General features: G+C 72.8%; 14 protein-coding genes. 8 read left to right on the top strand and 6 right to left on the bottom strand.

Going from position 1 to position 13,468, the window contains the following annotated elements:
• The first annotated feature begins 20 nt into the window (after positions 1–20).
• Both ABD785_RS13200 and ABD785_RS13205 read left to right on the top strand, forming a co-directional pair.
• Entirely contained in the window at positions 21–230 is a 210-nt protein-coding gene (locus ABD785_RS13200; RefSeq protein ID WP_344826972.1) for an EF-hand domain-containing protein, read from the top strand.
• Positions 231–271: 41 nt separating this feature from the next.
• The gene (locus ABD785_RS13205) at positions 272–1,666 is read left to right on the top strand and encodes a serine/threonine-protein kinase (protein WP_344826976.1); all 1,395 of its coding nucleotides are present in this window, start codon (positions 272–274) and stop codon (positions 1,664–1,666) included.
• Between the two features lie 9 nt (positions 1,667–1,675).
• Here ABD785_RS13205 and ABD785_RS13210 read toward each other — a convergent pair whose 3' ends face one another.
• Positions 1,676–2,476, bottom strand: coding sequence for a hypothetical protein (locus ABD785_RS13210; RefSeq protein WP_344826979.1), 801 nt, complete (start codon positions 2,474–2,476; stop codon positions 1,676–1,678).
• A 193-nt stretch (positions 2,477–2,669) separates the two neighbouring features.
• Between ABD785_RS13210 and ABD785_RS13215 the strand changes: the two genes are divergently transcribed.
• Together ABD785_RS13215 and ABD785_RS13220 are read left to right on the top strand one after the other, a co-directional pair.
• Positions 2,670–4,799, top strand: a complete 2,130-nt coding sequence (locus ABD785_RS13215) for a DEAD/DEAH box helicase (protein ID WP_344826982.1) — start codon at positions 2,670–2,672, stop codon at positions 4,797–4,799.
• 58 nt (positions 4,800–4,857) lie between these two features.
• Positions 4,858–5,853 (top strand): aldo/keto reductase, encoded by a 996-nt coding sequence (locus ABD785_RS13220; RefSeq protein WP_344826985.1) that lies wholly within the window; start codon positions 4,858–4,860, stop codon positions 5,851–5,853.
• Between the two features lie 6 nt (positions 5,854–5,859).
• On the opposite strand, the gene ABD785_RS13225 is transcribed toward ABD785_RS13220, so the two are convergent.
• Genes ABD785_RS13225 through ABD785_RS13240 form a run of 4 tightly spaced genes read right to left on the bottom strand, consistent with a single transcriptional unit; the run spans position 5,860 to position 10,182 of the window.
• Positions 5,860–7,059, bottom strand: coding sequence for an alpha/beta hydrolase (locus tag ABD785_RS13225; protein WP_344826988.1), 1,200 nt, complete (start codon positions 7,057–7,059; stop codon positions 5,860–5,862).
• The gene (locus tag ABD785_RS13230) at positions 7,056–8,444 is read right to left on the bottom strand and encodes an MFS transporter (protein WP_344826991.1); all 1,389 of its coding nucleotides are present in this window, start codon (positions 8,442–8,444) and stop codon (positions 7,056–7,058) included. Before ABD785_RS13230 ends, ABD785_RS13225 begins: the two co-directional genes overlap by 4 nt.
• A 35-nt stretch (positions 8,445–8,479) precedes the next feature.
• Positions 8,480–9,313 carry an ATP-grasp domain-containing protein gene (locus ABD785_RS13235; RefSeq protein WP_344826994.1) on the bottom strand — a complete coding sequence of 278 codons (834 nt, stop codon included), beginning with the start codon at positions 9,311–9,313 and terminating at the stop codon, positions 8,480–8,482.
• Complete coding sequence (locus ABD785_RS13240; RefSeq protein ID WP_344826997.1) at positions 9,310–10,182, bottom strand: amidohydrolase family protein; 873 nt, start codon at positions 10,180–10,182, stop codon at positions 9,310–9,312. The genes ABD785_RS13235 and ABD785_RS13240 overlap by 4 nt, the downstream gene beginning before the upstream one ends.
• 138 nt (positions 10,183–10,320) lie before the next feature.
• Here ABD785_RS13240 and ABD785_RS13245 point away from each other — a divergent pair, with 138 nt between their 5' ends.
• Complete coding sequence (locus tag ABD785_RS13245; protein WP_344827000.1) at positions 10,321–10,794, top strand: hypothetical protein; 474 nt, start codon at positions 10,321–10,323, stop codon at positions 10,792–10,794.
• Between the two features lie 71 nt (positions 10,795–10,865).
• Here the strand turns inward: ABD785_RS13245 and ABD785_RS13250 are convergent, their stop codons facing one another.
• Positions 10,866–11,324 (bottom strand): MarR family winged helix-turn-helix transcriptional regulator, encoded by a 459-nt coding sequence (locus tag ABD785_RS13250; RefSeq protein ID WP_344827003.1) that lies wholly within the window; start codon positions 11,322–11,324, stop codon positions 10,866–10,868.
• Between the two features lie 78 nt (positions 11,325–11,402).
• Between ABD785_RS13250 and ABD785_RS13255 the strand changes: the two genes are divergently transcribed.
• Genes ABD785_RS13255 through ABD785_RS13265 form a run of 3 tightly spaced genes read left to right on the top strand, consistent with a single transcriptional unit; the run spans position 11,403 to position 13,459 of the window.
• The gene (locus ABD785_RS13255; protein WP_344827008.1) at positions 11,403–11,771 is read left to right on the top strand and encodes a cupin domain-containing protein; all 369 of its coding nucleotides are present in this window, start codon (positions 11,403–11,405) and stop codon (positions 11,769–11,771) included.
• A 45-nt stretch (positions 11,772–11,816) separates the two neighbouring features.
• Entirely contained in the window at positions 11,817–12,728 is a 912-nt protein-coding gene (locus tag ABD785_RS13260) for a TIGR03619 family F420-dependent LLM class oxidoreductase (protein WP_344827010.1), read from the top strand.
• On the top strand, positions 12,728–13,459 hold the full coding sequence (locus tag ABD785_RS13265) for an enoyl-CoA hydratase/isomerase family protein (protein WP_344827013.1): 732 nt from the start codon (positions 12,728–12,730) through the stop codon (positions 13,457–13,459). The genes ABD785_RS13260 and ABD785_RS13265 overlap by 1 nt, the downstream gene beginning before the upstream one ends.
• Positions 13,460–13,468 lie beyond the last annotated feature (9 nt).

Below are 13,468 nucleotides of genomic sequence, written 5' to 3' on the forward strand. Positions count from 1 at the left end.
GTTTCCGCTAGCCTTCGGCCATGGCTCTCACCGAACAGGAGGCCACCGAGGCCTTCCACGTGGTCGACACGAACAACGACGGCATGATCACTCCGCAGGAGCTGGCGCACCTGTGGGAGCGGAACGGCGACGTCCTCGGTGACGATGAGCTCCTGCGCATCTTCGCCAAGGCCGACACCGACCACGACGGGCTGATCTCGCTGCCGGAGTTCATCGCCCTTCTCGGCTGATTCGGCGGCGGTCCCCGCCCCCGTTCGGGAAGGATGGGGGGATGTCTCGACGCATCGGGCCTTACGCCGTCCTCGGCGAGCTGGGTTCCGGAGCCATGGGCCGGGTCTTCCTCGGCCGGTCGGCGGCCGGGCGCCTTGTGGCGATCAAGACGATCAGGGCCGATCTCGGTGACGATCCCGACTTCCGCGCCCGGTTCCGGCACGAGGTCGCCGCCGCCCGCAAGGTGGCAGGGGCCTTCACCGCACCGGTCGTGGCGGCCGACGCGGACGCCGAGACGCCGTGGCTCGCCACCGTCTACCTGCCGATCCCGACCCTGCGACGGCTGGTGCGGGCCGTCGGCCCCCTGCCCGTCGCGGCCGTCCAGTGGCTGGCCGCCGGATGCGCCGAGGCCCTGGAGTCCATCCACGCCGTCGGGCTCATCCACCGGGACCTCAAGCCGTCCAACGTCCTGGTCTCCCTCGACGGGCCGCGCGTCATCGACTTCGGGGTGGCCAAGGCCGCCGAGCGCGGCGCCCTCACCCTGGGCAGCCAGCCGATCGGCACCCCCTCCTACATGTCGCCCGAGCAGGCCCTCGGAACCCGGGCCATCACCCCGGCGGCCGACGTGTTCGCCCTCGGCTCCACCCTCGTCTACGCCGCCACCGGCCACGCCCCGCAGCGGGGCGAGGACGTCCTGGCCCGCCAGCCCGCGAGCCCGCCCGACCTGGACGGCCTGCCCGCGGAACTGGTCGAGATGATCACCGCCTGCCTCAGCCGCGACCCGGCCAAGAGGCCCACCCCGGCGCAGCTGCTGGCCGAGTTCGCCCCGTTCACCGAGGGCGAGTCGGGAGACCGCCTCGGCCGTCTGCTGCTGCCCGAGGCGGCCGTCGCGGTCATCGAGTCCGCCCAGGACCCCGACGAGGAGACCTTCACCTCCCTGCCCTCCGACCCCGGCAGGTCCGGCGAGATCAGGACCGTGCCGGGGCGGGTCAGGCTCGGCTGGGGCACCGGGGCGATGCTCGGCGCCGGAGCGGCGGGCCTGCTGGCGGTCGGCGGCATGACCGGCGCTCTCCTCGCCGACGAGGAACCGGCCAAGCAGCAGCCCCCGCAGCAGGCGACCGCCCCGAACCCGGTGGGACTCCCGCCCCCGCCGCCGTCCGGGGAGGAGGCCAAGCCCGACGGCCGTCCGAAGGTCGTGGTCAACCAGCCGATGGGCGACAAGAACACGGTGTTCGTGCTGCACGGGACGGGCTGGCGGCCGGGCGAGCGGATCTCGGTCAGGATCGGCGGACGCACCGCGCGCACCCGCCCGGCCGTCGACAGGAAGGGCACCTTCAACTACGCCGTCAACCAGAACCACGAGTTCTGGCGGGGCGCGCTCCCCGAGGGGAACCACATCGTGACGGTGACGGGCAAGGCCGGCCACCGGAGCACGACCTTCGTCGTCCACCCCTGACCGGCCCGCTCAGTGGTCTTCCCGGTCCCACCAGAGGTTCTCCTGGCGCGACAGCCAGGCGGGATCGCTCAGCAGCAGAAGGTCGCTGGGGACGATCGCGGCGTTGTCGAGCAGGACCCCGACCACGACCTCGTCCGACAGCCGCATCCCGCGCCGCACCAGCAGCCGGTCCACGAGCTTGCGCCGCAGCGCCCGCAGATGCTCGCCGACCCGGTCGGCCAGCCGCTCGCGGAAGACGGGATCGGTCGAGAACCGGTCCAGTTCGTAGCTCGCGCCGGTGATCTCCAGGGCGGCCCTGGCGATCTCCGGGGTGCGGGGGAGCGCGGTGGTCCGCGACGGGTCCAGCATCCACGGACGGCACCACAGCAGCGCGACCAGGAAGAGCTTGGTGTTCCGGTCGAGGGTCAGCGGCAGCAGGGTCGACTCGCCGTCGGGCGGCGGCTCGGGCACCGGTTCGCCGCCCGCCGACACCTCCAGCCGCAGCGCGAGGCCGTCCTCGAGCATCGATCTGGACCCGACCCGCGCCTCGCCGTCGCGCAGGAACCACCCGCCGCGCGGCTCACCGGGTGTTTCGAGCCGCGGCAGCCGGATCTGCTCGCCCGCGGTCTCGGCGTACAGGGCGTGGGTGAGGCTGATGTTGGCTATCCAGACACCGCCGGGCAGTGCGGCGATCAGCCCGGCGCGGCGGGAGAGCCCCCGCCCGACTCGGACGATCACATCGACGTCGGGACCACGGCCGAAGACCAGCCGCCCCCCTGCGTCGAGATCGAGGGTGCCGCCGGACGGTGTGGCCAGTCGCATTCCCGCCATGTTCTGACTCTAGAACGTTCAATCGTTCTGTACCCGGAGTTCCGGGATGGCGCTTCGCCTTTGATCGCGATTTCCTTGAGATTCCCAGAGGCGCGGCCCTGAGCAGACCGGGACGGGCAGATTCACAAACCTCGGGCATGCGGCGTGTGGGACGGGGCGCCGCGCCTCTGGGAACTTCCGGGATAATCGGCGCATGGCTCCCGCATGGCCCCCGCGGGCCGAGATCAGAACGCTGCTCGACGCCGCCGACCGCACCTCCGCGATCGCGCGCGGGCTGCTGGACGAGCACGGCCAGGCGCGCGAGGACGTCCAGCGGGCGCTGCGCCCGCTGCGGGAGACCGCGGCCAGGGGTGAGCTGGAGCGGATCCCGGTCGCCCGGCTGAAGGACGTCACCGAGGGGCGGCTGCGGCTCACGGCCGTCGAGGAGGCCGGGTACGGCAGCGTCCTGGCGATCCTCGACGCGACCCCCTACGCCCTCCAGCTGCTGCCGGGGATCGGGGCGCAGACCGCCGGGCAGATGCACGCCGCCGCCCGGCAGATCGCGAACGCCGTGGCCGAGACGGTGACGGTCCGGCTCGACGTCGACGACCGCACCCCCGAGACGACCACGCTGGTCAGGGCGCTGTACCGGCTGGTCAACGCCGGTCCCGACCTGCCGCGGGCGGTGGAGGCCGCCACCGCCGCGCAGGAGACCCTCCTTCCGCTGCTCGACGCGGCGGCGCCCGCCCGCGGGCGGATCAGGGCGTTCTTCGCCGGGCAGCGACGGCGCGACCTCGCGGGGGAGGCGCTCGAGCGGCTCCGTGAGGTCCTCGCCGACCGCGAGGCCCCGCTGCTCGTCGCCGACGCCGCGCTCGACCTCGCCAGGCCCCCCGCCGACGGCACGAGCGCCTGGATCGACTTCGAGCTCCAGGCCGCCGATTACTACGCGCTGCTCGTCGAGATCGCGGGCAGCCGTCCCGACCGGATCAGCGGCGAGGGGTATCTGCCGCACGAGATCGCCGACCGGGTCAACGCCCTGCGCCTCGACGCCACCCACCGGCGCGTCTCGCTCCGCGGCTACCAGGAGTTCGGCGCGAAGTTCGCCCTCGCCCAGCGCCGCGCGATCCTCGGGGACGAGATGGGCCTCGGCAAGACGATCCAGGCGATCGCCGCCCTCGCCCATCTGCGGTCGGAGGGGGTGAGCCACTTCCTGGTGGCCTGCCCCGCGAGCGTGGTGATCAACTGGATTCGCGAGCTGGAGTCGCGCAGCGACCTCCAGGCCTACAAGGTGCACGGCCAGGACCGGGCGGCCGCGCTCGCCGAGTGGACCAGGACCGGCGGGGTCGCCGTGACGACCATCGACGGGCTGCACGCGCTTCCCGTCGCGAGCGTCGGGATGCTGGTCGTCGACGAGGCCCACTACGTGAAGAACCCCGGAACCCGGCGCGCCAAGGCCGTCGCGGCGTGGGCGGAGCGGACCGAGCGGGTGCTGTTCCTGACCGGCACCCCGATGGAGAACAGGGTGGAGGAGTTCCGCAACCTCGTCACGATGCTCCAGCCGTCGCTGGAGGTCAGGAGCGGAGACGCCGCGGCGGGCGCGCGGGCCTTCCGGCGCGCGGTCGGCCCCGCCTACCTGCGGCGCAACCAGGAGGACGTGCTCACCGAGCTGCCCGAGCTCGTGCACACCGACGAGTGGGAGGAGTTCGGCCGCGACGACCTCCGCGCGTACAAGAAGGCGGTCGAGGCGGGCAACTTCATGGCGATGCGCCGGGCCGCCTACGCCGTGCCCGCCACCTCGGAGAAGCTGGGACGCCTGGTCGAGCTGGTGGCCGAGGCGCGCGAGGGCGGCCACAAGGTCGTGGTGTTCTCCTTCTTCCGCGACGTGCTGGCCGCGGTCGGGAAGGCCCTTCCCGGGGCGATCGGGCCGATCGCCGGAGACGTCGCGGCGGGGCGGAGGCAGGAGCTCGCCGACGAGTTCTCCGCCGTGCCCGGCCACGCGGTGCTCCTCGCCCAGATCCAGGCCGGCGGGGTCGGGCTGAACCTCCAGGCGGCCTCCGTGGTGATCCTCTGTGAGCCGCAGGTGAAACCGACGATGGAGAGCCAGGCCGTCGCCCGCGCCCACCGGATGGGGCAGGTCCGCAAGGTCCAGGTCCACCGGCTGCTGGTCGCCGACAGCGTCGACGAGCGGATGCTGGAACTGCTCCGGCACAAGAGGACGCTGTTCGACGTCTATGCCCGCCGCAGCGACGTCGCCGACGCGGTGCCGGAGGCCGTCGACCTGTCCGAGCCGAGCCTGGCCCGGCAGATCGTCGAGGCGGAGCAGAAGCGCCTGTCGATGGCGTGAACGGGGCCCGCCGGGCGGGCTTGACCTGGAGTGCACTCCAGGTGGTGGGATGGGAGGCATGGAATACACGCAGCTCGGCCGGACCGGCCTGAAGGTGAGCCGTCTGGTGCTCGGCACCATGAACTTCGGCCCCCAGACCGGCGAGGCCGACAGCCACGCCATCATGGACTCCGCCCTGGAGGCGGGCATCAACTTCTTCGACACCGCGAACGTCTACGGCTGGGGCCCGAGCAAGGGCCGCACCGAGGAGATCATCGGAAGCTGGTTCGCCCAGGGCGGCGGACGCCGGGAGAAGACCGTCCTGGCGACCAAGGTCTACGGGAACATGGGCGCCGAGGGAGCGCCCTGGCCCAACGGCGACAAGCTGTCCGCGCTCAACATCCGGCGTGCCGCCGACGCCTCGCTGAAGCGGCTCGGAACCGACTACATCGACCTCTACCAGACGCACCACATCGACCGGGCGACCCCGTTCGAGGAGATCTGGCAGGCCATGGATCTGCTGATCCAGCAGGGGAAGGTGCTGTACGTCGGGTCGTCGAACTTCCCCGGCTGGGGCATCGCCCGCGCCAACGAGACCGCCTCCCGGCTCGGGAAGGTCGGCCTCGTCGCCGAGCAGTGCCTGTACAACCTGGCCGAGCGGCGCGCCGAGATGGAGGTCGTCCCGGCGGCCGAGGCCTACGGGCTCGGCGTGATCCCCTGGTCGCCGCTGCACGGCGGGGTCCTCGGCGGGGTGCTGCGCAAGCGGCGCGAGGGCGGCGGCGCCCGCTCGACCTCGGGCCGGAGCAAGGACTACCTCGACGTTCCCGAGAACCTGGCCAAGGTCCAGGCCTACGAGGACCTGTGCGAGAAGCACGACCTCGACCCCGGCGACGTCGGCCTGGCCTGGCTGCTGACCAGGCCGGGCGTCACCGGGCCGATCGTCGGCCCCCGCACGGCGGACCAGCTCGTCTCGGCGGTGCGGGCCGCCGATCTCGAGCTGACCGGGGAGTTCCTCGCCGCCCTCGACGAGATCTTCCCCGGCCCTGGGCCCTCGCCCGAGGCCTTCGCCTGGTAGCCCGCGTCAGCGGAAGGTCAGGAACCAGCGGACGATCTTCCCGGTGGCCGTGACGTTGGAGCCCAGATGGCGTGAGCCGTTGTAGACCGCGGGCTTCAGCCGCACGACCCGCTCGCCCGCCAGCGAGGCCGCGCACGAAACGGTGTTGGCGGAGGCGGCCTGCTCGTCGCCCGGCATCACGAACAGCCGGACGGGGGTGCGGGCCCGCCAGCCGCAGGTCAGCGCCGTCTCGGTGCGCAGGGCCCGGGCGAGGTTCGCGGGCGGGCGGGCCAGCAGCCGCCGCCCGTGCGGGGTGAGCAGCTCGCCGATGGTGCCGGGCAGGGCCGGGAACATGACCTCGCCGGGGACGGTCCCGTCGAAGAGCTTCTCGGCCTTGGCCGCGTACGGCTTCCGGAACACCTCGGCGGGGTCGTCGTAGAGGTGGACGCGGCGGTTCCAGTTCACCAGGAGGTACGTCGTGTAGATGACGCTCAGCTTCGGGTCGAGCCGTCCGGCGAGAAGCTGCGGGATCTCCACGCCGCCCAGGTCGTAGCCGCCGCTGACCGGGGCCGTGGCGCGGAGCCTGAACCGGCGGTCCTCCCCGCGCTGGAGGGCGCGGGACAGCCCGAGCGAGGCCGAAGCGCCCTGGGAGAACCCGGTCACCAGGACGTCGCGGCCGACCTTCGGGGAGTAACGGCGGGCGGCCCGGAGCATGTCGAGCGAGGCCGAGGTCTCGCTGGGCAGGTGCATCCACGGATGGATCCCGGGACCTTTGCCGAGGCCCAGGTAGTCGGGGGCGACGGTGGCGAATCCGGCGGTGCCGTAGGTGAGCGGGGCGCCGAGGCCGAAGCCGTCGGAGCTCGTGGACGGGGCGTCGCCCTTGAAGCTGGTCGTGCCGTGGGTCCAGGAGACCGTCCTCAGCCCGGTGGCCTTGCGGCGGGGGAGGACCAGCAGGCCGCTCGCCCGGGTGGGACGGCCGTTCTCGTCGATCGTCCGGTAGACGAGCCGGTAGGTGTCGACGCCGAACCGGACGGTCCGCGGGTCGTAGCCCTCGGCCTTCAGGAGCTTGACGGCCTTGGCCTTGGACACGGTGGTGAGGTGGGTCGCGGAGACGAGGGTCCCCCGGCCGTGCCCACCGGGCGAGGCCGGGACAGGGGAGGCCAGGGCGGGGGAGGCGGTGCCGAGGACGGCCGTGAGGACCGTCAGGGTGGCTGCGGTGCGCTTCATGCCTCCACGGTCGCGCCCGCGCCGCCGGTCGCGGATCGCTCCACGGAGGTGCCGCCGGACCGGACCCTGAGAGGGAGGACGGTCCGGGGAACCGCTACCAGCGCCAGCAGCGCGAGGGCCTCGGCGATGACGAAGGACGACAGGAACGCCGCGGACGCGCTGGAGGCGACCCATGCCGCGAACAGGGTGCCGCCCAGGGCGAGGACCGTGGTGGAGAAGAGCTGGTCGCCGAGCTGGAGGGCCGAGCTGTTCGCGCCCTGCTCCGAAGGCGCGGACAGGGCCAGCACCTGGGCGGAGAGGGTCGGGTAGGCGACGCCCATCCCGAATCCGCCGGCCACCCAGCCGGTGAGCAGGACGGCGATCGGCGCCTCCGGCAGGACGGACACGGCGGCCGCCGTCACGCCGGTCGCGACCAGCACCACGCCCAGGCCGATCTTGCGCTCGGGAGTGATCCGGGGGGCCCGGCTCTGGAGCCAGGATCCGGCGACCCAGCCGACGGCTCCGATCGTCAGGCTCACCCCGGCGGCGGCCGTGGAGTAGCCGCGTTCACGGGTGAGCATCAGCGGGATGAACACCTCCGCCTGGGCGAACGCCGCCCCGAGCAGGCCGCGGGTGACGATCAGACTGGGGATGCCGCGCTTCAGGGCGAAGGTCCCGCTCGGCAGGGTGCGCGGGGCGGTGGCGACCAGCCCGGCCAGGAAGAGCGGGATCAGCAGCGGGTCGTGGCGCTCCCCGGCGAAGTGCAGGCCGACGGCGCCGACGGCCGCGCCGACCGCCCACAGGACCCGCCCTCCGTGCCGGGCCCCGTCGCCGCGGTGGTCGGCCAGGCTCCGCATGCTCGGCGCGACGGCCAGCGCCGCGGGGGCGGTGAGCAGGGCGACGCCCAGGAACACCCAGCGCCAGCCGGCCAGCTCGACCAGGACGCCGGCGACGGCCGGGCCGACCAGCGACGGCACGAGCCAGGCCCCCGCGAACGCCGCGAAGACCCGCGGATGCAGCTCCTCCGGGTAGGCCCTGCCGACGATCACGTACATCGCGACCGTCGCGAGGCCCGCCCCGAAGCCCATGACGATCCGCCCGGCGATGAGCAGTTCCATTCCGGTGGCGAGCCCGCTGAGCAGCAGTCCCGCGACGAAGCCCGCTGTTCCCGCCCACAGCGGGGCGGCCGGGCCCCTGGCGTCGGCCCAGCCTCCGCCGACGGTCGTCCCGACGATCCCCGCGGCCATCGTCCCGCCGAACGCCATCCCGTAGACCGTGAGCCCGTCGAGCGCGGTCACGATCGCGGGCATCGCCGCGGTCACCGCGATCGCCTCGAACGCCATCAGCGCCACCAGAACGACAAGGCCGATCGTGAGGGCCCGGTAGGGCCTCGCAAGAGTGCTCATGAACGACGACTGTGCAACTTGAACAGCACTTCAGGTCAACCCGGGGCGGTGAACGCGCGCAGGGAGCGGGTGAGGGCGCCGACGAAGGCCTCGCGGGTGGCCGGGTCGAGGGCGTCGAGGGAGAGGTAGGGGTTGAGGTCCTCCAGCTCGACGAGCAGGAGGCCGCCGTCGCGGGTCCGGCAGGCGTCGACGCGCTGGACGCCGTGGTCGAGGGCGTTCCAGCCGATGAACAGGCGGGCGAACTCCAGGTCGGCGGGGGAGGCGTCGTAGGGGACGAGCTCCCAGCGGCGGGCGGGGTCGGGGGCGTGGAGGGCGTACTGGAAGGCGTCGTCCACGAAGTAGAAGGACACCTCGTAGCGGAAGTCGATCTTCGGCTGGGCGAGGAGGCCGGTGAGGTCCAGGCCGGTGAGCCGGGGGACGAACTCCAGTCCCGCCGAGTCGGCTCCCCGCAGGGGCTTCACCGCGTAGAGCTCCGAGGCGGGCAGCAGCCCCGCGTCGGCGGCCGTGCCGACCGTCGGGATGACGGGGTACCCGGCGGCGAAGAGGTCGAGCAGATACCGCTTGCCCGCCATGTCGCCCCGGCCGGTGACCGGGTTGTACACCTTCGCCCCGGTGGCCAGGGCATGCTCGCGGAACGCGTCGTAGGCGCGCTGGTAGTGCAGGACGGGACCGCTGTTGCGGACGACGACGGCGTCGAAGCCGTCCATCAGGGCCAGGGCGTCCAGCGGATGGCAGAGGGCGAGGTCGAAGTCCGCGCGCAGCCGCGAGGTGAGCAGGATGTCCTCGTCGCAGTACCGCCGCCCGCGCGCCGGATAGGCGAGGTCGGTGACGTAGAGGACGCTCGGACGTGCCCCGGACCCGGCGGTCACAGCCCGAACAGCCGGGCGGCGTTGCCGTGGCAGACGGCGCGCAGCCAGTCGTCGCCGAGGTCGAGACGGGCGAGGGCCTCCAGCGTGTGCAGGTAGGCGTAGGGGATGTTGGGGAAGTCGCTGCCGTGCAGGATGCGGTCCCCGAGGGCGACCAGGCGGGGACGGTCCTCCTTCGGGAACGGCGTGAGGCCCTCGACGAAGTCGGTGAAGGCCATCGTGGTGTCGAGGTGGACCCTCGGGTGGCGCTCGGCGAGGGTCAGGAACTCGGCGTACTCGGGCAGGCCGAGATGGGCGACGATCAGCGGCAGATCCGGGTGGCGGGCCAGCACCTCGGCCATCGGCTCCGGACCGGTGAACTCGCCGGGGGCCGGGCCGGATCCGCAGTGCGTCACGACCGGGGTGCCGGACTCGGCGAGCAGCCCCCAGACCTCGTCGAGCAGCGGGTCCCGGGGATCGTAGGCACCGACCTGGATGTGCGACTTGAAGACCCGGGCGCCGTCCTCGATCGCCTGCCGGACGTAGACGGCGGCGCCGGGCTCGGGGTAGAAGGTCGCGGTGTGCAGGCAGTCCGGGGTCCTGGCGGCGAACTCCTTGGACCAGGAGTTCAGCCAGGCGGCCATCTCCGGCTTGTGCGGGTAGATCATCGAGGTGAAGGCCAGGACGCCGAATCCGCGCAGCCGCGCCAGCCGCTCCTCCTCGTCCTCGCGGTACGTGATCGGCCACTGCACGCCCGTGAGCGGCCCGACCGCGTCGAAATAGGCCCACACCTTGTCCATGACGCTCTTCGGCATGAAGTGCGTGTGCACGTCCACGATCCCCGGCAGCCCGAGAGCGGTCCAGAACGCGGTGATCTCCCCCGATTCATCCATGCCAGCGATTATGCTCCTCCGGCTCTCCGGGCCGCCGCCGGGTCCGGGAGCGGAGTTTTTACCGGACGGGCCGCCGCGGATGCTCGTGCGGCGGGCCCGGGGTCGCCATCATGGTGGCGTCGCTTCGGGGGAGGCACGGTGGACGTTCGGGCACGGGGTTTCGCGATCGCGGCGGCGGTCTGCGGGGTGGGGACGGCCGGGCTGGTCGTCGCGCTGGGGCATCCGGTGCTCAGCGATCTGATGCGCGACGGGGGGTTCCTGTCGTGGATGTGCGCGAGCTTCCTGTCGGCCTGCTTCGTGGCGGCGGTGCTGGCCGTCCTCGGGTCGATGCTGCTGGACCGGGGCTGGTGCTGGCCGGGCTGGATGGTCGCCGGGATCTACATGACGACCCTGGTGGCGGCCTTCAGCGCCCGGGCCGCGACCCACGGGGGGTCGGCGCTGGTCGTCGGCTTCTCGCTCTACTGCACCTCGATCCCGTTCCAGCTGGCGCTGCTGACCCGGCGGCTGACCGTCGGGGCCCCGACCGGGCCGTCCGTCGTGGAACGGCTCCTGCTGCCCGGGGCCCGCGGCGCCGAGCACGACCGGCTGGACGTCCCGGCGCTGCGGCGCTGACCCATCACAGCCCTCCCACCGGAGCCCTCCCACCGGAGCCCTCCCGCCGGAGCCTGCCCGCCGGAGCCGATTCACCAGACCGGCCGCAGCAGCGGGGCGCCCTTCGCGCTCGCGTGCTCCACATAGGCGGCGATCGCCTCGCGCGTCTCCTCGAGGCGCTCCGGCCCGATCAGGGCGGCCCACTCGGCCTCCGCCTCGTCCCACAGCCCGTCGACGTGGCTGATGTAGTCCAGGCCGCGCTGCGTCAGCCCCAGCGCCCTGGCCCTGCCGTCGGTCGGATGCGGGCGCCGCACCACGTACCCCCACTCCTCGAGCTCCGCGGCGATCTTCGTCGCCGCCTGCTTGGAGACGCCGAGCCGCTGCCCCAGCTCGACGGACGTGACCACGCCGCCCTCCGCGAGGAAACGGAAGGTGTAGCCGTGGGCCGGACGTAGCGCCTCCCGCCCCTCCTCGGCGAGCCACTGGTGGAGCCGGTCGGTCATGGCCCGGTGGGCCATCGCCAGCAGGAACGCGATCCGCGGCTCGTTCATGGACAACTCCGTTGACTAGATGGACAACCTGGTTTACTTTACGATGGTCAACCAAGATGACCACTTTAGGGAGCCCCCTTGACGCTCGCCACCAGCGCCGCCGCCACCGTCATCGACAACGGTGATTTCGTCATGACCCCCCTGGCCGTCCCCAGCAGGGGCTCCGTCCAGCTCGCGATGTGGACCGTCACCGCCACCGGGCCGTCGCGCAGCCCCGTGCACTCCGTGGACCACGAGGAGGTCTTCTACGTCCAGTCGGGGACCTTCACCGCCACCATCGACGGCGTCGAGCACACCGCCGGCCCCGGCGACGCCCTGATGTGCCCGCCGGGGGTCCCGTTCTTCCTGGCCTCGGGAGAGGAGGGCGCCGTGGTCGTCGCCGTCACCACCGCCGGGATGAAGGGGATGCTCAACGGCAACGTCATCTCCCCGCCGTGGGCCCGATAGGAGGCTCGTCTGGTGACCCTAGCAAGCGGTTGCTAGGGTGGCCGGATGCTCTCGGTGACGTTGTCCAACTTCGGCGGGCAGTTCGCCGACGGCGAGTGGGACGGCCTGGTCCGCCTGGCCCGGCGGGCCGAGGAGGCCGGGGTCGAACGGGTCATGGTCGTCGACCACGTGGTGATGGGGCCGAACACCGGCGCCTACCCCGCCGGGACCTTCCCCGGCTCGACCGAGATGCCGTGGCTGGAACCCCTGACGGTGCTCGGTGCCATCGCCGGGGCCACCGAGCGGCTGAGGCTGGCGACCGGAGTGATCATCGCTCCGCTGCGCCCCGCCGTGGTGCTCGCCAAGACCGTGGCGACCCTCGACCAGCTCTCCCGCGGACGGGTCGAGCTCGGGGTCGGCACCGGATGGCAGCGCGAGGAGTACGACGCCGCCGGGCTCGACTGGTCCCGCCGCGGCCCCATGCTCACCGACCTGATGGGCGCCTGCAAGGCCCTGTGGGCCCCGTCCCCCGCCCGGTACGACTCGCCGACCGTCTCCTTCGACGAGGTCTGGTGCGAGCCGAAACCGGTCCAGCCCGGCGGGGTGCCGCTGCTGGTCAGCGGGAACCTGCATCCGCGCAACCTCGACCGGATCGTGCGGTTCGGCGACGGCTGGATCCCGATGATGGGCGAGAGCGTCGCCGGGGTGGGCGCGGGCGTCGCGGTCCTGCGCGAGGCCTTCGCCGCCGCCGGGCGCGATCCCGGGACCCTGCGCGTCCAGGCCTCGCTGCCGATCCTGCGGGACGCCGCGGGCGAGGTCTCCCTCGGACGCAGCCTGGAGGCCGTTCCGGCGCTGTTCGCCGCCGGGGCGACGATCGTCAACGTCTATCTGGCGGCGTTCTGCCCCGATCCGGAGCGGGCGCCCGAAGTCCTGGCGGAACTGGTCGCGGGCTACCGCGCGAGGAGAGGAGAAGGCTGATGGTGCTGGGGACCGTGGACGAGGGAAGGGTCAGGGTGCTGACCTTCCGCCGGCCCGAGGCGGCCAACGCCTTCAACGACGAGCTCTACCGGGGCCTGGCGGCGGCGCTGGACGCGGCGGCCGTCGACGACGGGGTCTCGGTGGTGGTGCTGACCGGTGAGGGCAGGGTGTTCTCCGCCGGGACCGACCTCGACGAGATGGCGGAGATCACCCGGCAGCACGCGGCGGGGGAGTCCACCGGGGAGACCGGCAAGGGCTTCGGCATCCTCATGGACGCACTGATCACCTTCCCCAAGCCGCTGTTGGCGGCCGTCAACGGGTCGGGGGTCGGGCTGGGCCTGACCATGCTGCCCCACTGCGACCTGGTCCTGCTGTCGGAGAAGGCCCGATTCTCCGCGCCGTTCACCACGATGGGCGTCGCGCCCGAGGCGGCCGCCAGCTATCTGCTGCCGCTGCGGATGGGCGCCCAGCAGGCGGCCCTGGCGCTCTACGCCGGCCGGTGGATCACCGCCGAGCAGGCCGTCTCCTCGGGGCTGGCGCTCAAGACGTGCCCGCCCGAGACGGTCCTGGCCGAGACGCTGGAGCTGGCGGCGGAGATCGCGGCCAAGCCGCTGGCGTCGCTGCTGGCGACCAAACGCGTGGTCACCGAGGCCCACCGCGACGCGATCCGCGCCGCCCGCTCCCGCGAGGACGCCGCCTTCGACGAGCTTCTCAAGGGCATGACGGGCTGATACGACGGC

Source organism: Actinocorallia longicatena, assembly GCF_039534125.1.
In the GTDB taxonomy this organism is placed as follows: domain Bacteria; phylum Actinomycetota; class Actinomycetes; order Streptosporangiales; family Streptosporangiaceae; genus Actinocorallia; species Actinocorallia longicatena.